Below are 16,484 nucleotides of genomic sequence, written 5' to 3' on the forward strand. Positions count from 1 at the left end.
TCCAGCCCGACTGGGTAGGCTAGGAGGGTGAGTATTTCTGAGTCCCCCGCCAACAGGCCGGGCCTGTTCATAACGTTCGAAGGCGGCGACGGAGCCGGGAAGTCGACCCAGGCCGCTAAGCTCACCGCGGCTCTGGAAGCTGCCGGCCGGAAGGTAGTGCGCACCCGCGAACCGGGAGGCACCGCCGTGGGCGAACAGTTGCGCTCGCTGGTCCTGGAACACGGCAACGGAGAGATTGACGCCCGCACGGAGGCCCTGATCTTCGCCGCATCCCGGGCCGCGCACGTCACCCAGGTGATCCGCCCGGCCGTGGAACGCGGCGACGTGGTGGTGTGCGACCGCTTTATCGACAGTTCGGTGGCCTACCAGGGGTCCGGGCGCTCGCTGGGCACCGAGGACGTCCGGCAGCTTAACGTCTGGGCCACCGAAGGATTCTCACCGGACCTCACGGTGCTGCTTGACGTGGACCCGGAACAGGGCAGGCTGCGGAGGACCGCCAACCAGGCAACCGAAGACCGGCTGGAATCAGAGCCTGACACGTTCCATCTGCGGATTCGCCGGGCTTTCCTGGAGCAGGCGCGGACAGATCCCGCCCGTTATCTGGTGCTCGACGCCGGCCGGCCCGTGGACGAGCTGGCGGAAACCATCCTCACCAGGGTGAAGGAGCTGCTGCCGTGACCGTCTGGGACGATCTGCAGGGCCAGGCTCCCGTGGTGGACCAGCTGCGCCGCGGAGCCGCCCAGGCAACCCCCAACCACGCCTGGCTGTTCACCGGCCCCCCCGGTTCCGGCCGGTCCAACGCCGCCCGGGCCTTTGCCGCAGCCCTGCTGTGCGACCAGCCCGATCCCGCGCTCCGCGGCTGCGGCGAGTGCAAGGCCTGCCGCACAGCCCTCGCCGGGTCGCACGCCGACGTCACCTCCGTCACCACGGAGAAAGTGACCATCAGCATCGACGAGGCCCGGGAGCTGGTGCGCAAGGCACAGGACAAACCCTCCACGGGGCGCTGGCGCGTCATCATTGTCGAAGACGCCGACCGCATGCAGGAACGCAGCACCAACGTCCTCCTCAAGGCCATCGAAGAACCCCCGCCGCGCACCATTTGGCTGCTGTGCGCCCCCAGTCCCGGCGATGTCCTGGTGACCATCCGGTCCCGCTGCCGCGCTGTCAGCCTGCGGCTGCCTCCGGTTGACGATGTGGCCGACCTGCTGATCCGCCGGGACGGCATTGACCCCGATGTTGCCCGCGACGCCGCCCGTGCCGCACAGAGCCACATTGGCATTGCCAAGCGGCTGGCCACGGATGAGGGAGCCCGCCGCCGGCGCGAATCCATCGTGCGGCTCCCGCTGTCCCTGCGCAATGTCTCCGGTGCCATGAAAGCCGCCGCCGACCTGGTGGCCCTGGCCGAGGCCGAAGCCACCAGCTCCTTCGAACAGCGCGACGCCGCCGAACGGAAGTCGCTGCTGGCCTCGCTGGGCGCACCCGAGAGCGGCACGCTGCCGCCGTCGATCCGCAGCCAGGTTAAACGGCTGGAAGAAGACCAGGTGCGCCGGGCCAAGCGCTCCAAGAACGATTACTTTGACCGCGCATTGACCGATTTGCTGTCCTTCTACCGGGATGTGCTGATGCTCCAGATGGGCAGCAGCGACACCTTGGTCAATGAATCCCTGCGCCGTGAGCTGACCGACTACGCCGCCCACGGATCTCCGGAACAGACCCTGCTGCGGATGGAGGAAATCAATCTGGTCCGCACCCGTTTGGTGTCCACAAACGTGGCACCGCTGCTGGCCATCGAAGCAATGGCGGTTAGCCTGTTATAAACCCGCGTGTGCCCACCGGCTCCTCCGCGGGCCGTGAGTTTCCATTCCATCCAGGAGCAACGATGACCCCAGCCAGCCGCCGCTTTCCCCGACTCGTGCTGGCAGCAGCGTCCGCCGTCGTCGTGCTGTCCGGAATGACCGCCTGTACCGGAGACAGCGCACCGGAGGATACCTCCGCTGCCGCTTCGCCGTCCGCGTCCACCGGGACCACCACAGCTGCGGCGGACGTCATTGGAGACGTTCCCGAGGACCTGCGGCACTACTACAGCCAGGAAGTGGCATGGGGAGAGTGTGAAGATACTTCCTCGGACGCCTTCCGGTGCGCCACGGTGGAGGTCCCGCTGAACTACGCGGATCCGGCGGGCAAAAGCATTGACCTGGCCGTCATCCTCGCCAAATCCGAGGACACGGCAGAGGGCACCATCCTGATCAACCCCGGCGGGCCGGGCGGCTCGGGCTATGACATTGTCCATGACTCCGTGGACTACGTGACCACTGACCGGCTGCGGGAGAACTTCAACGTGCTGGGCTTCGACCCCCGGGGCGTTGGCCGCTCCAATCCCGTCGAATGCCTCACGGACGCGGAACTGGACGCCGCCCGCGAAGAGTATTACGACCCGGCCGAACCGGCCGGCCTGCAGGCTGCCCGTGCCGACGCGAAGGAACTGGCCGATAAGTGCGCGGAGAAATCCGGGGACCTGCTGGGATTCGTGGACACGGTCAGCGCAGCCCGGGACATGGATATCCTGCGGGCAGTGGCCGGGGACAAGCAGCTGAACTACCTCGGTTTCTCCTACGGCACGTTCCTGGGCGCCACCTACGCTGAGCTCTTCCCCGAAAAGGTTGGCCGCATGGTGCTGGACGGCGCACTTGATCCTTCCGCCAGCAACGAAGAAATCACCCTCGGACAGGCTGAAGGGTTTGAGAATGCCATCCGCGCGTATGTGGAGGACTGCCTGACCGCCGCTGACTGCCCGCTGTCCGGCACCACGGATGAGGCAATCAAGACCATCCGCGAGCTGATCGCTTCCGTTGAGGCCAGTCCGATGACGGCCAAGGACGGGCGCACTGTCACAGTGTCCACCTTCGTCACCGGCTTCATCGTGCCGCTGTACAACTCGGACAACTGGCCCATCCTGACCCGGGCCCTCGACGAGGCTCTTCAGGGCGATCCCTCCACCATGCTCTATCTGGCCGATCTGAACGCCGACCGTCAGTCCGACGGCACGTACGGATCCAACACCACGGTGGCCTTCAGCGCCATCAACTGCCTGGACTATCCGATGACGGCCGACGATGAGCAGATGGCGCTGGCCGCCAAACAGCTGGAGGAGGCCTCCCCCACGATCGGCAAGTTCCTGGGCTACGGCGGAATCACCTGTGAATCGTGGCCTTATCCCCCGGTCAATACCCCGCACGAGATCAAGGCAGCCGGCGCCGCGGACCTGCTCGTCATCGGTACCACCGGAGATCCGGCCACTCCCTACAAGTGGTCCGTTGCCCTGGCCGAACAGATGGACTCCGCCACCCTGGTGACCTGGGAAGGCGAAGGGCACACCGCCTACGGCCGCGGCAATGAGTGCATCGCCGATACCGTGGACGACTACTTCATCAACGGAATCCTTCCCGGCGGGGACAAGGTCTGCTCCTAGCTCCTGTCCCGCCGTTCCGATAAAGAGCTGCCCCGCCGACCACGGCCGGGCAGCTCTTTTGCAGAACCCCTAGGCACACTTACCTGCACGGCGTAGTTTTTACTCATGCAGGTAAAGCCAGTGACGATCACCGGGGCCGCACGGCGGACCCAGATCATCGACGCCACCATCGCGGTCATCGCCGAGCAGGGTTATGACCGTGCATCCTTCGCCCGTATTGCGGAGCGCGCGGGGATCTCCAGCACGCGCCTGATTTCGTATCATTTTGCCGGCAAGGCGGACCTGATGGCCGCCGTCGCAGCGGAGGTGATCGGCGCCGTCAGCGGCTGGACCGGCCGGGCCGTACACGCAGAATCCGGCGCCGCCGCCCAGCTGCGCGCTTACATCGAGGCGACGGTGCAGTTCATCAGCGACAACCGGGCCCCGATGAAAGCCCTGACGGACATCCTCCTGGCCGGCGCGCTGGAGTATTCCGCCGACGACGACGCCGAAGCCGGAGCGCCGCTGGAACAGATGCTGCGCCGGGGCCAGGCGTCCGGAGAATTCCGTTCCTTTGACCCGCTGGTCATGGCAGCGGCCATCCAGCGTTGCGTGGACGGGCTGCCGTTCCTCCTGGAACGCCAGCCGCAGCTGGACTGCACAGCCTATGCCGGAGAGCTGGTGACCCTCTTTGAACTGGGCACCAGAGCTGAAACCGGAAACAGGTATTCCTAGTTCTGGGACGCTTGTCCCGGCGCAGCCCGGGACCGGCAAGGAGGACCGACCATGACACCTTCCGCAGCACAGCGGAGGCCCGGCCTGCCGCTGGTACTCCGCGGCCTGCGGACGGCTGCAGCTTTCCTGGGCCCGCTGGTGCTGTTCTACGGGCTCCGCGCCTTGGGCACCAGCGCTTACCTCGCTCTGCTTGCCGGAACCGCTGCTTCCGTGGCTGGAACCGCCGTCGACGTTGTCCGCCGGCGAACCATCGGACCAGTGACGGCCTTTGTGGTGGCCCTGATGATTTTCAGCACCGGGGTGTCCCTGCTCAACGGAGACGTACGATTCCTGCTGGCCAGGGGAGCCTGGGCCACCGGCCTGTCGGGGGTGTGGTTCCTGGCCAGTGCCTTTACCCGGCATCCACTGGTCTACCTGTTCAGCAGGCCTCTGCTGGAAGGGCGTTTTGGCTGGCCTGCCGACTGGGATGCGGTGTGGGAACGGGTGCCGCGATTCCGCCGGATTTGGCGGGTTACCGGCGTCATGTGGGGACTTGCGCTGATCCTGGACTGTCTGCTGCGAATCCTGATGGCCTACAACCTGCCCGTCGACAGCGTTCCGGCGGCGTCCACCGCGCTGTCGGTTGTCACCGCCCTCGCCCTGATTGCCACGGCCAACATCTACTACCAGGTGACGGGAGCCGCCCGGAAATGGTCCCGGTTCTATGCTCCCCTCGACACCGGCGGCTGAGGGCCGTTTTGACCAGCCGCCCCGCGGCATATAAAGTAGTTCCTTGTGGATTCTGGCCGTTAGCGGACAGCTGAAGCCCGCCTCCTTAGCTCAGTTGGTAGAGCGTCTCACTCGTAATGAGAAGGTCGCCAGTTCGATTCTGGCAGGAGGCTCCACAGCAAAAACCCCTGGAAACTCAGTTTCCAGGGGTTTTTGCGTTTCTCCTCGACGGCCTCGGGGAAGGCCTGGAAATTTTTAGGCGAAGTCAGCCGTAGCCGGATCGGCGCCGTAACGCGTGCCGTTATCCAGTGCGTTGATGGCCTCAATGTCCTCGTCGGAGAGCTTGAGGTCCAGGGATTCCCAGTTTTCCTTGATCCGCGACTCGGTCACGGACTTGGGGATCACGATGTTGCCCAGTGCCAGGTGCCAGGCGATGACCACCTGGGCCGGCGTGGCGCCGTCGTACTTCGCAGCGATCTCCACCAGCTTGGGGTCTTCCAGCAGGCCCTTGCCCGAGCCCAGGGGGGACCAGGACTCGTGCAGGATGTTGTGCTTGGCCTCGAAGGCGCGCAGTTCGGACTGGTTCAGGTACGGGTGGGTTTCCACCTGGTTCAGAACCGGAACAACGCCGGTGGCGTCGATGATTTCCTGCAGCGCCTCTACGGTGAAGTTGCAGACGCCGATGGACTTTACGCGGCCGGACTTCTGCAGCTCAATCAGGGCCTTCCAGGTGTCCACGTACTTGTTCTGCTTCGGCTGGAGCCAGTGGATCAGGTACAGATCCAAGGTTTCCAGGCCGAGGCGCTCCATGGAGGCGTCGAAAGCCTTCAGGGTCTCTTCGTAGCCCTGGTCCGCGTTCCACACCTTGGTGGTGATGAACATATCCTCGCGGGGAACGGAGGTGGCGGCGATGGCGCGGCCGACGCCGGCTTCATTGCCGTAGATCTTGGCGGTATCGATGTGCCGGTAGCCAACCTCGAAGGCCTGGCCGACAACCTTCTCGGCAACCTCGTCTTCAACCTGCCACACGCCGTAGCCGAGCTGGGGAATGGTGTTGCCGTCATTGAATGTCACAAGCGGAGATGTAGTCATTTGCCTATCCTTGCAAATGACCGGCAGTACTCCGCATTGAATGACGCCTCTATGCTGCCCGCGAAAAAACTGCCGGGCCTATTCCCGAATTACCAAACTATTTTCAGGAACCAGCCGGACCGGTGACAGCAGCTTTGAGGGCCCGCTCGGCCTCCAGAATGTCCTCTGCCACCAGCTGCGCGCGCCGATGGACGTTTTCCAGGCCGGCGGAGGCGAAGCCCCAGCGTTCGCCTTCCAGGCGGGACATGGCGGCAGCTTCCGCAGTGGCAGCGAGTGAGTTTCCACTGCGTGAAAGGGCCCGGTGCACTGATATCAGCGCACCGGGGATGTCCTGGCCGTTGCTGGGCAGACGGCGGTGCGCGCTCATGCACACTTCGCGCACGCGCGGCAGCAGCTCCGCCAGCTGGTTGGCCACGGTCACGAGTTCGTTGTAGACGGCGTCATCCTCCACGCCCTCCAACATCTGGTGGTAACGGTCCAGTCCACGGGTGAAACGGTCGTGGGCTCTGCGCCACACGCCTTTGCCGAGCTGTGTATCGTCCTTGCGCCCCTGCCGGGCGGCTGCAAATAATGCCATTTGTCCTACAGGTATTGACCGGGACCGGCGTGCGGTTCGGAGCGGGTTGAAGCGGGTCGTCCGGAGGCGGGGGCATCAGCACGGCGCGGCTCGCCGTTCTCGCCGATGATGACCCCGGGGGCCAGGACGGTGCCCGGCGGCAGCTGGCGCAGCTGCAGGCGTGAGGCCAGCTGCTGATTGGCTGTCTGCTGGGCGGCGATGGCAGTTTGGATCCCCCGGAACAGTCCTTCCAGCCAACCAACCAGCTGGGCCTGGGCGATGCGAAGTTCAGCATCCGTGGGGACGGTTTCATCCACGAAGGGCAGGTTGATCCGGTGCAGTTCCTCCACCAGTTCCGGAGCCAGACCGTCTTCGAGCTCATGCAGGGACCGCTCATGGATTTCCGCCAGGCGGTTGCGGGCGGCGTCGTCCAAGGGCGCGTTCCGGACTTCTTCCAGAAGCTGCTTAATCATGGTGCCGATGCGCATTACCTTGGCGGGCTCGTCCACCAGTTCACGCAGCTTGGCGGGGCTGGAACTCTCCCCGCTGCGGACTGCGGCTTCCGAGTCTCCGGAACCCTGGTTGCAGGCGTGGCTTACAACCCCCTCAGACCCACCCGTACCGTTCACTGCAGGACCCTGGGCAGATCCCGGATTCGCGGCAGAGTTGCCCACCGGAGGATTGCTGGACGGGGTTTCCGGACCGCCGCCGGCCTTGTTGGCGTCTGATGAATCCTCGGAACCGGGCGCGGGCGCCGTATCCGGCCGGTCGGCGGATCCGTTCTCTTCAGTCATGCGTTAATGCTCTCATGCTTGGGCTCCAATGCCGGGGGAGGGTCAGCTTTACAGCTCTTCTTGCGCTCAAATTGCGGCAGCTCCTCGGCCTTTTGACGTCTCCCTCCTTACCGTAGGCCGGTCCGGGACTGCGGCTCAATGCCCTGCAACACGGCGACACAGAGGGCTCAGCCAGTTCGGACGGCTCAGCGGGCTCGCAGGACTCAGCGGGCTCATAGGACGCGGCGGCAGGCCCGGGGACGGGCGCGGGGACGGGCCAGCTGTCGGGCAGGATTTGCCGAGGCGGACAAACGACGACGGCGGCACCCACAGCAGGTGCCGCCGTCGTTCTCCGGAGCCAGCGGCCGGTCGAAAGCCGTTACGCAGGCCGTCCCGGAAAGGGGCTTGCCGCTAGCAGCAGCGGCCCTCCGGGTTGGCGTCCTGGCGATCCATTTTGTCCTTCCAGAACTCGCGCTCGGTCAGCAATGGTCCCGCGCATCCCGAGGACTGATGGAAGGAAACATACTTCCGGTAGGCGTCCTCCCCCATAACGTCGCGGAAAAACCGCACGAATCCACTCAGGCCCTGTTTCACGCCGGCCGTGCTCATGAGTGGGCCTTGCGGACAACCAACTTGTCTGCCGGCAGCGCATCCCACTGTGCCTGGATTTCCTTTTCCGCCGGAGTGGCCAGGAAGCCCGCCGGGGCAAACATCCTTGACGGAACGGCCGGATCTTCGGCGCTGCGGGAACCGCCGGAACGGTAGGAATGGATGCTCGCAATCACTGCGGCGATGATGACAATGATCGCCAGCGTCACAAACACGATGGACAGCGTGCCCTGGATGAAGGTGTTCCGAACCACCGCTTCCATGGCCGCCACGGTCTTGGCGGTGCCAAAACTCGTTTCGCCGCGTTCCAGGGCCGCCTTGAAGGCGTTGTGCTGGGCCCAGTAGCCCACTGCCGGAACGGAGGAGAAGATCTTGTACATGGACGCCGTGATGGTCACCACGGAGGCGAAGGCCAGCGGAAGGACCACAATCCAGATGTACTTGAAGACGTTCTTCTTGGCCAGGATGGCCAGGCAGATGGCCAGCGCAATAGCCGCCAGCAGCTGGTTGGCAATGCCGAAGAGCGGGAACAGGGTGTTGATGCCGCCCAGCGGGTCCGTGACCCCCATGATCAGGATCGAACCCCAACCTCCCACCATGACGGCAGTACAAATCCATGCTCCCGTGCGCCAGGACGTGTCCCGGAACTTGGGGATGAAGTTGCCGATGGAATCCTGAAGCATGAACCGGGCCACGCGGGTGCCTGCGTCCACTGCGGTGAGGATGAACAGCGCTTCGAACATGATCGCGAAGTGGTACCAGAAGGCCATCATCGAAGTTCCGCCGATGAGGCTGTGCATGATCTGCGCCAGGCCCACTGCGAGGGTGGGCGCTCCGCCGGTGCGCGAAACGATCGAGTCCTCGCCCACGTTGGAGGCCATGGTGGTGAGCATGTCCGGGGTCAGGTTCACGCCGGCCAGGCCCAAGCTGTTGACGAAGGCGACGGCGCCTTCCACGGTGCCGCCGGTGGCTGCCGCCGAGGAGTTCATGGCGAAGTAGATGCCGCGGTCAATGGAGATTGCCGCCACCAGGGCCATGATGGCCACGAAGGACTCCATCAGCATGCCGCCGTAACCAATGAACCGGGTCTGGCGTTCCTTCTCGATCATCTTCGGCGTGGTGCCGGAAGCGATGAGGGCGTGGAATCCGGAGAGGGCACCGCAGGCAATGGTGACAAACAGGAACGGGAACAGCGGTCCGGCCACCACGGGGCCGTTGTCCGCGGACGCGAATTCGCTGATTGCCGGCACGGTGATGTCGGGGCGGACGATGATGATGGCCAGGGCCAGCATCACGATGGTCCCCACCTTCATGAAGGTGGAGAGGTAGTCGCGCGGGGCGAGCAGCAGCCAGACGGGGAGCACTGCGGCAATGAACCCGTAGATGATGATGCCCCAGGCGATGACGGTCTTGTCCAGGGTGAGGAAGTCGCCCAGCGCCGTGTCGGCAATGACGCCGCCGCCGATGATGGCCGCCAGCAGCAGGATGAATCCGATGATCGAAACTTCGGTGACCTTGCCGGGGCGCAGGAAGCGCAGATACACGCCCATGAACAGCGCGATGGGAATGGTCATGCCCACGGAGAAAACGCCCCAGGGGCTTTCCGCCAGGGCGTTGACGACCACCAGGGCCAGGATGGCCACAATGATGATCATGATGGCCAGGGTGGCAACCAGGGCTGCAGTGCCGCCGACGCGGCCGAGCTCCTCCCGGGCCATCTGGCCCAGCGACCGGCCGCCGCGGCGCATGGAGAAGAACATGACCAGATAATCCTGGACGGCACCGGCGAAGACGACGCCGATGATGATCCAGATGGTGCCGGGCAGGTATCCCATCTGGGCCGCGAGGACCGGGCCCACCAGCGGGCCGGCGCCGGCGATGGCGGCGAAGTGGTGTCCGTACAGCACGCGGCGGTCCGTGGCTGCGTAGTCCTTGCCGTCGGCCTTGTACTCTGCCGGGGTGGCGCGGCGGTCATTGGGCTGCAGGAGTTTGCGTTCAATGAATTTGGAGTAGAAGCGGTAGGCAATGAAGTAGGTGCACACCGCGGCGAAGACAAACCAGATGGCGTTGACGGTTTCCCCGCGGACCAGGGCCAGCATGAACCAGCTGACGCCTCCCAGCAGGGCGATGCCGACCCAAACGGCAATCTTCAGGGGCGTCCAGCGGCGGTCTTCGGCTTCGATTACTTCGGGATCGACCGCTACCGGCGGAAGATCCGGGTCCTGCAGCAGGACGTTTGCGTCCTGGGGCTGTCCGGGCGCGGCCCTGCGCCGGCGATTCTCACTCATGGGAAATTCCCTTTGTTTGCGGTAACGGCGTGGAGGAGCCGGTAGTGAACCGGCCGGGAGCCGGAAGATTCCGCACTCTTGCCATCGAGGTTAGCAGTGCCCTGTGACACACTCCACAAAACGCGAAACAGGCCGGTGACCGTTACTCGGTCACCGGCCTGTTCAAATTACCCGCCGGGGCAAATTACTCGCCTTTACAAATTACTAGCCTGCACGAAAACCCCGGATCAGGTTGTCAGCAGGATTTTTCCTGTGTGCCGGCCTGAGTCAAAGTATTCATGGGCTGCTGCCGCTTCAGCCAGCGGGAATGTCCGATCAACCAGCGGGCGGATCTTGCCTGCAACAATCAGCGGCCAGACGTACTGCTGGACCGCCTGCATGATGGCCGCCTTTTCCTCAGTGGGGCGGGCGCGCAGCGTGGTTCCAATGACTGCCAGCCGCTTGCTCATCAGCTGGTTGAGGTTGATTTCCGCCGTGGCGCCGCCCTGCAGGCCAATGATGACCAGCCGCCCGGAAACTGCGAGTGCGTCGAGGTTGCGCTGCAGATACTTCGCTCCGATGACGTCCAGGATGACGTCCGCTCCGCGCCCGTCGGTGAGTTCATGCACCCGCGCCACAAAATCCTCGGTCTTGTAATTAATCAGGATTTCCGCACCCAGGGAGCGCGCCAGTTCCAGCTTCTCATCCGACCCGGCCGTCACCATGGGCACGGCGCCAAAGGCTGCCACCATCTGAATCGCCATGGTGCCGATGCCGCCGGCACCGCCGTGGATCAGGACATGGTCTCCCTCGGTGACTCCGGCAGCCATGAAGAGGTTGGAGAAGACCGTAGCCGCGGTTTCCGGCAGGGACGCTGCCGTGACCAGATCCATCCCGGCCGGGACGGGCAGGACCTGTCCGGCCGGGACGTTCACCTGGTCGGCGTAACCGCCGCCGGTCAGGAGGGCGACGACGTCGGCTCCCACGGAGAACCCTTCAACTCCGGCTCCCACGGCGGCGACCCGCCCGGACACTTCAAGTCCGGGATATTCGGAGGCTCCGGCCGGAACCGGGTAGTGCCCCTGGCGCTGCAGCACGTCAGCGCGGTTGAGGCCTGCTGCGGCCACATCGATCAGGATTTCTCCGGGTCCGGGCACTGGCGCGGGGACGTCCTGCACCTGCAGGGCTTCCGGGCCGCCGGGCGTATCAATGACAATCGCTCTCATTTTGTCCTCCACGGAGATTGATCGAATTTTGGTGAAATGCACCTGTCTGCCAGACTACTAGGGGGAAGGTTGTCCGAGCGGCCGATGGAGCTGGTCTTGAAAACCAGTGTGCGGTAACCCCGTACCAAGGGTTCGAATCCCTTACCTTCCGCGCAAATGAAGAAAGCGGTCCCTTTACAGGGGCCGCTTTTTTGCTGCCCGAGCTCTTCCCCGAGCACAGATAACTTCGAGCCGGCCTCAGTTATTCCGGCGCCCCGGGTTCGGCCCCAAGACTCGCATTTCCGTGCAATCCGGGCTCCCGATCAGCGGCATCTCCGCCCCGTTTCCCTGCACTCCACCGGCGTGTCACCCATTTGTAACGCAGACCACTTAGTATTACGTGCGTCACACGCGTTACACCCCCCTCGGCGCCGCTCGCGGCGGCCACTACCGTCAGCTGGCATCCCGGCTGGCCAAGGAGCAAGAGGCATGAGCCCAACATTCTGGAAGGCCGCGCTGGGAACCACCCTCTCAGCCGGACTGCTGGCAGCGCCCATCACGGCGCTACCGGCCTACGCACAAGACAGCACTGCCGCTGTTGCCCCCGGCATCATCATTAATGAGGCCTACCTGAGCGGCGGCAGCGCAAACGCGCCGTTCGCCAACAAATTCGTGGAACTGTACAACCCCACCTCATCGGACGTGAGCCTGGAGGGCTGGTCGCTGCAGTACCGTGCGGCCGGCTCGACGGCGGCTCCCACCGGCATCGGTGCGCTCTCCGGGTCCATCCCGGCCGGGGGCTACTATCTGGTGTCCGGCGCGTCCAACGGCACCACCGGCGCTCCCCTCCCGGCAGCAGACGCCACCGTTGGCGCCAGCTTCGGCGGCGCAGGCGGCACCCTGATCCTGTCCAACCAGGCCACCCGAGTGGATCCCCTGCCCGTCGGTTCGGTCACCGCTGCGCCCGGCGTGGTGGACCTGCTGGGCTACGGAACTTCCAACACCTTTGAAACCGCAGCAGCACAAGCTCCGGCCGGCAACAGTGATCCGAAGTCCCTGAACCGCAACGGCTTTGCTGACACCAACAACAACTCCGCCGACTTCGTGCTGAGCGCTGACGTCACCCCCACCGGAACGGGCGGCACGGCTCCCACCGAGCCGGTCCCCACACCAACGCCCACACCCACCCCCACGCCCTCGCCCACTGCACCTGCAGAGCCTCCGGCCGGAGCGGTTCCGATCGCCGAGATCCAGGGCTCCGGCGACGCCAGCCCGCTGACGGGACAAACCGTCACCACCCGCGGCAAGGTCACCGGGGTTTACCCCACCGGCGGGTTCAACGGGTACTACATCCAGACCCCCGGCACCGGCGGCACCCTGGATCCGGCCACCCACACCGCCTCCGACGGCATTTTTGTCTTCTCCGCCGACACCGCAGCCTCCGTGGCCGCCGGCGACTACGTGGAAGTCACCGGCACGGTCGGCGAATACTTCGGCCTCACCCAGCTCACTGTCTCCGCCGGCAACCTGGCCAAGCTCGATGAGCCTGCCGAGGAGGTCAAGCCGGCCGCCGTCGCCTGGCCGGCCACCGACGCCGAACGCGAAGCGCTGGAAGGCATGCTGCTGGCACCGCAGGGCAGCTTTACCGTCACCGACAACTACTCGTTGAACCAGTACGCGGAAATCGGACTGGCTGCCGGTGAAACACCCCTGGTCCAGCCCACCGCGGTGGCCGCCGTCGGCACCCTCGAGCACGCCGCCGTCGTCGCCGACAACGCTGCGCGCGCCGTCAAGCTCGACGACGGCGCCAGCATCAACTTCCTCAGTGCCGCCAACCAGGGCACTCCCCTGCCGTACCTGACGCTGGACAACCCGGTACGCGTCGGCGCCGCCGCCGCCTTCACCACCGGCGTCATCCTGGACTACCGCAACAGCGCCTGGAAGTTTCAGCCGCTGACTGCGCTTACTGCCGCCAACGCTGCCGAGATTACCCCGGCGTCGTTCGAAGCCACCCGCACCGCAGCACCCGAAAGCGTGGGCGGAAACCTCAAGCTCGCCTCCTTCAACGTGCTGAACTACTTCAGCACCACCGGCGCGGACCTGACCGGCTGCACCTACAACAATGACCGCACCGGGGCTCCGTTGACCGTGCGCGGCGGATGCGATGCCCGCGGTGCCGCGAACCCGGAGAACCTGGAGCGCCAGCAGGCCAAGATCGTGTCCGCCATCAACGCCCTGGGCGCTGACGTCGTCTCCCTGATGGAGGTGGAAAACTCGGCGGTGTTCGGCAAGGACCGCGACGAGGCCCTGGCCAACCTGACCGCAGCCCTGAACGAGGCAGCACCGGGAACCTGGGACTACGTGCGCTCCCCCGCCGCACTGCCCGACGCCGAAGACGTCATCCGGACGGCCTTCATCTTCCGTACGGCTGCAGCAGAACCGGTTGGCGAATCCGTGATTCTCAACGATGAATCCGTGTTCTCCAATGCCCGTGAACCGCTGGCGCAGGCGTTCAAGCCTGTCAACGGCGACGCCGGCTCCACCATCCTGGCCATCAGCAACCACTTCAAGTCCAAGGGCTCTGCCCCGGCGACCGGAGAAAATGCGGACACCGGACAGGGCGGCTGGAATGCCGACCGTGTCCGGCAGGCACAGGCACTGGCCGCTTTTGCGGACAGCACCGCCAAGGCTGCCGGAACCGACAAGGTCTTCCTGCTGGGTGACTTCAACGCCTACTCCGCCGAAGATCCCATGACCACCCTGGTTGATGCCGGTTACGTGGATCTGGGCAAGGCAACAGGAAAGCACTCCTACGCCTACAGCGGCCTGGTTGGTTCACTGGACCACATCATGGCCTCTCCGGCGGCGGCCGAAGCCGTCACCGGTGCTGACATCTGGAACATCAACTCCGTGGAGTCGGTGGCCCTGGAATACAGCCGGTACAACACCAATGCCACCAACTATTACGCGCCGGATCCGTACCGTTCCTCGGACCACGATCCGATCATCGTCGGCTTGGACCTCACGCCGGCCGGTACCGAAACCAAAGAACTCAACCTGCTGAACATCAACGATTTCCACGGCCGCATCGACGCGAACACCGTGAATTTCGCCGGAACCGTTGAACAGCTCAAGGCCGCCGCACCCGAGGGCAGCTCGCTGTTCCTCTCCGCGGGGGACAACATCGGCGCCTCACTGTTCGCCTCCTCGGTGCAGCAGGATGTTCCGACCCTTGATGTTCTGAACGCGCTGGGGCTGCGGGCCTCCGCAGTGGGCAACCATGAGTTCGACGCCGGGTTCACGGACCTTCGGGACCGCGTTGATCCGGCTGCGGATTTCCCGTACCTGGGCGCGAACGTTTATCTGAAGGGCACCACCACCCCGGCACTGGATGAGTACACGGTCCTGGACGTCGACGGTGTCTCAGTGGCTGTCATCGGCGCCATCACCGAAGAAACGTCCGCGCTGGTCAGCCCCGGCGGAATCGCCGAGCTGGAGTTCGGGGATCCGGTGGAAGCCGTGAACCGCGTGGCTGAACGCCTCCAGTCGGAGGGTGACGTTGACGTGATCATCGCCGAGTATCATGAGGGCGCCGGCAGCGGCACCCCGGACGGTGCCACGCTGGAGGCCGAACTGGCCGACGGCGGCGCATTTGCCGACATTGTCACCGGCACCACCGCACTGGTGGACGCCATCTACACCGGCCACACCCATAAGCAGTACGCCTGGGATGCCCCCGTTCCCGGCGCCGGCGGCAAGACCCGCCCGGTGCTGCAGACAGGCTCCTACGGCGAGTTCATCGGCCAGATCAACTTGGACTACAACCCGGCAACGGATGAAGTCCTGTCCTACACGGCCACGAACGTTCCGCGGACCACCGCGAGCGCCGACTCACTCGTCGCCGCCTACCCGGCAGTGGCAAAGGTCAAGTCCATTGTGGATGCAGCGCTGGCCTCCGCCGCCGAGATCGGCAACCAGCCGGTCGGCTCGGTCACTGCTGACATCACGACGGCGTTCAACGGCACCGTCCGCGATGACCGCAGCTCGGAATCCACGCTGGGCAATCTGGTGGCCGATTCGCTGCTGAGCACCCTCTCCTCCGCTGAGCGCGGCGGCGCCGAAATTGGCGTCACCAACCCCGGCGGGCTGCGGGCCGAGCTGTACTACGGCGACGACGGCGTGATCACCTACGCGGAAGCCAACGCCGTGCTGCCGTTCGTGAACAACCTCTGGACCACCACGCTCACCGGCGCCCAGCTCAAGACGATGCTGGAACAGCAGTGGCAGCCCGAGGGAAGCTCGCGTGCCTTCCTGGCGCTGGGCCTGTCCGACAACATCACCTACACCTACGATCCCGACCAGCCGCGCGGCTCCCGCATCCAGACCGTCACCATCAACGGTGCCGCCATGGATCCGGCCCGCGACTACCGGGTGGGCACCTTCAGCTTCCTGGCCCAGGGCGGCGACAACTTCACCGTCTTCTCTGAAGGAACCAACACCCGGGATACGGGACTGGTGGACCGCGATGCGTGGATCAGCTACATCAAGGCCAACAGCCCGCTCTCCCCGGACTTCGCCCGCCAGGGTGTCATTGTGAAGGGCGCTCCGGTGACAGTGAAGGCCGGAGCAGCAGCGTCCTTCACGGTGTCCGGCCTTGATCTGACCTCACTGGGCAGCCCGGCAAACACCGCACTCGCCGCCAGCTGGGTGAACAGCTCCGGCACCGCCACGGCGCTGGGCACCGCAGCGGTGGCCGGCGGCACGGCAACGGTCAACGTCACCCTTCCGTCGTCGGCCTCCGGCCCGGGCACCTTGGTGCTTACCGCCGATCCGTCCGGAACCACTGTGTCCCACCCGGTCACGGTGGAGGCCGCTCCTACGGTTCCGCCGGCTCCGGTGTGCACCGCTCCGGTTCCGCCGCAGCACTGGTGGGATCTGCGGGGCTGGCTGCGGTACGCCGTTGACTGGGCCAAGTACGTGAGCTGCCTGTACAGCCGAGGCTAACCGGCAGCGGCTCGAGCAGGACAGACCCGAGCATGCAAAAAGCGGCGCCGTCCGGACACTTGGTCCGGGCGGCGCCGCTTTTCCGTG

General features: G+C 65.1%; 12 protein-coding genes and 2 tRNA genes. 8 read left to right on the forward strand and 6 right to left on the reverse strand.

Translation table 11 applies throughout. The features are described from left to right. Positions 1-27 precede the first annotated feature (27 nt). The 6 genes from tmk (at position 28) to AC4D2W_RS16015 (ending at position 5,067) form a co-directional block, all read left to right on the forward strand. The gene (tmk, locus tag AC4D2W_RS15990) at positions 28-678 is read left to right on the forward strand and encodes a dTMP kinase (protein ID WP_490927902.1); all 651 of its coding nucleotides are present in this window, start codon (positions 28-30) and stop codon (positions 676-678) included. Next, complete coding sequence (locus AC4D2W_RS15995) at positions 675-1,817, forward strand: DNA polymerase III subunit delta' (RefSeq protein ID WP_490927903.1); 1,143 nt, start codon at positions 675-677, stop codon at positions 1,815-1,817. The genes tmk and AC4D2W_RS15995 overlap by 4 nt, the downstream gene beginning before the upstream one ends. A 62-nt stretch (positions 1,818-1,879) precedes the next feature. Beyond that, positions 1,880-3,469 (forward strand): alpha/beta hydrolase, encoded by a 1,590-nt coding sequence (locus tag AC4D2W_RS16000; protein ID WP_490927904.1) that lies wholly within the window; start codon positions 1,880-1,882, stop codon positions 3,467-3,469. A gap of 105 nt (positions 3,470-3,574) precedes the next feature. Continuing rightward, a complete protein-coding gene (locus AC4D2W_RS16005; protein ID WP_490927905.1) occupies positions 3,575-4,183 on the forward strand; it encodes a TetR/AcrR family transcriptional regulator in 609 nt (202 codons plus the stop codon). A gap of 51 nt (positions 4,184-4,234) precedes the next feature. Then, on the forward strand, positions 4,235-4,912 hold the full coding sequence (locus AC4D2W_RS16010; RefSeq protein WP_490927906.1) for a VC0807 family protein: 678 nt from the start codon (positions 4,235-4,237) through the stop codon (positions 4,910-4,912). A gap of 79 nt (positions 4,913-4,991) precedes the next feature. Next, a tRNA-Thr gene (locus AC4D2W_RS16015) sits at positions 4,992-5,067 on the forward strand. A 79-nt stretch (positions 5,068-5,146) separates the two neighbouring features. On the opposite strand, the gene AC4D2W_RS16020 is transcribed toward AC4D2W_RS16015, so the two are convergent. From AC4D2W_RS16020 to AC4D2W_RS16045, 6 genes are all read right to left on the reverse strand, one after another. After that, entirely contained in the window at positions 5,147-5,983 is an 837-nt protein-coding gene (locus AC4D2W_RS16020) for an aldo/keto reductase (protein WP_490927907.1), read from the reverse strand. A gap of 103 nt (positions 5,984-6,086) precedes the next feature. After that, positions 6,087-6,560, reverse strand: a complete 474-nt coding sequence (locus tag AC4D2W_RS16025; RefSeq protein ID WP_490927908.1) for a hypothetical protein — start codon at positions 6,558-6,560, stop codon at positions 6,087-6,089. 5 nt (positions 6,561-6,565) lie between these two features. After that, a complete protein-coding gene (locus AC4D2W_RS16030; protein WP_490927909.1) occupies positions 6,566-7,333 on the reverse strand; it encodes a bacterial proteasome activator family protein in 768 nt (255 codons plus the stop codon). Between the two features lie 390 nt (positions 7,334-7,723). Next, positions 7,724-7,921 (reverse strand): YbdD/YjiX family protein, encoded by a 198-nt coding sequence (locus AC4D2W_RS16035; protein ID WP_490927910.1) that lies wholly within the window; start codon positions 7,919-7,921, stop codon positions 7,724-7,726. Beyond that, a complete protein-coding gene (locus AC4D2W_RS16040; RefSeq protein ID WP_490927911.1) occupies positions 7,918-10,209 on the reverse strand; it encodes a carbon starvation CstA family protein in 2,292 nt (763 codons plus the stop codon). The genes AC4D2W_RS16035 and AC4D2W_RS16040 overlap by 4 nt, the downstream gene beginning before the upstream one ends. Before the next feature lie 227 nt (positions 10,210-10,436). Then, a complete protein-coding gene (locus AC4D2W_RS16045) occupies positions 10,437-11,414 on the reverse strand; it encodes an NAD(P)H-quinone oxidoreductase (RefSeq protein ID WP_490927912.1) in 978 nt (325 codons plus the stop codon). A 63-nt stretch (positions 11,415-11,477) separates the two neighbouring features. Between AC4D2W_RS16045 and AC4D2W_RS16050 the strand changes: the two genes are divergently transcribed. Continuing rightward, positions 11,478-11,565, forward strand: a tRNA-Ser gene (locus tag AC4D2W_RS16050). A 317-nt stretch (positions 11,566-11,882) separates the two neighbouring features. Beyond that, positions 11,883-16,397, forward strand: coding sequence for an ExeM/NucH family extracellular endonuclease (locus AC4D2W_RS16055; protein ID WP_490927913.1), 4,515 nt, complete (start codon positions 11,883-11,885; stop codon positions 16,395-16,397). The last annotated feature ends 87 nt before the right edge of the window (positions 16,398-16,484 follow it).

The sequence above is a fragment of the Arthrobacter sp. TJ-58 genome (genome assembly GCF_058269295.1).

What these genes read in the sequence shown, in the direction of transcription:
- AC4D2W_RS16000 (WP_490927904.1), top strand. Translation starts at nt 1,880, where the DNA reads ATGACCCCAGCCAGCCGCCGCTTTCCCCGACTCGTGCTGGCAGCAGCG.
- AC4D2W_RS16005 (WP_490927905.1), top strand. Translation starts at nt 3,575, where the DNA reads ATGCAGGTAAAGCCAGTGACGATCACCGGGGCCGCACGGCGGACCCAG.
- AC4D2W_RS16010 (WP_490927906.1), top strand. Translation starts at nt 4,235, where the DNA reads ATGACACCTTCCGCAGCACAGCGGAGGCCCGGCCTGCCGCTGGTACTC.
- AC4D2W_RS16020 (WP_490927907.1), bottom strand. Translation starts at nt 5,983, where the DNA reads ATGACTACATCTCCGCTTGTGACATTCAATGACGGCAACACCATTCCC.
- AC4D2W_RS16025 (WP_490927908.1), bottom strand. Translation starts at nt 6,560, where the DNA reads ATGGCATTATTTGCAGCCGCCCGGCAGGGGCGCAAGGACGATACACAG.
- AC4D2W_RS16030 (WP_490927909.1), bottom strand. Translation starts at nt 7,333, where the DNA reads ATGACTGAAGAGAACGGATCCGCCGACCGGCCGGATACGGCGCCCGCG.
- AC4D2W_RS16035 (WP_490927910.1), bottom strand. Translation starts at nt 7,921, where the DNA reads ATGAGCACGGCCGGCGTGAAACAGGGCCTGAGTGGATTCGTGCGGTTT.
- AC4D2W_RS16040 (WP_490927911.1), bottom strand. Translation starts at nt 10,209, where the DNA reads ATGAGTGAGAATCGCCGGCGCAGGGCCGCGCCCGGACAGCCCCAGGAC.
- AC4D2W_RS16045 (WP_490927912.1), bottom strand. Translation starts at nt 11,414, where the DNA reads ATGAGAGCGATTGTCATTGATACGCCCGGCGGCCCGGAAGCCCTGCAG.
- AC4D2W_RS16055 (WP_490927913.1), top strand. Translation starts at nt 11,883, where the DNA reads ATGAGCCCAACATTCTGGAAGGCCGCGCTGGGAACCACCCTCTCAGCC.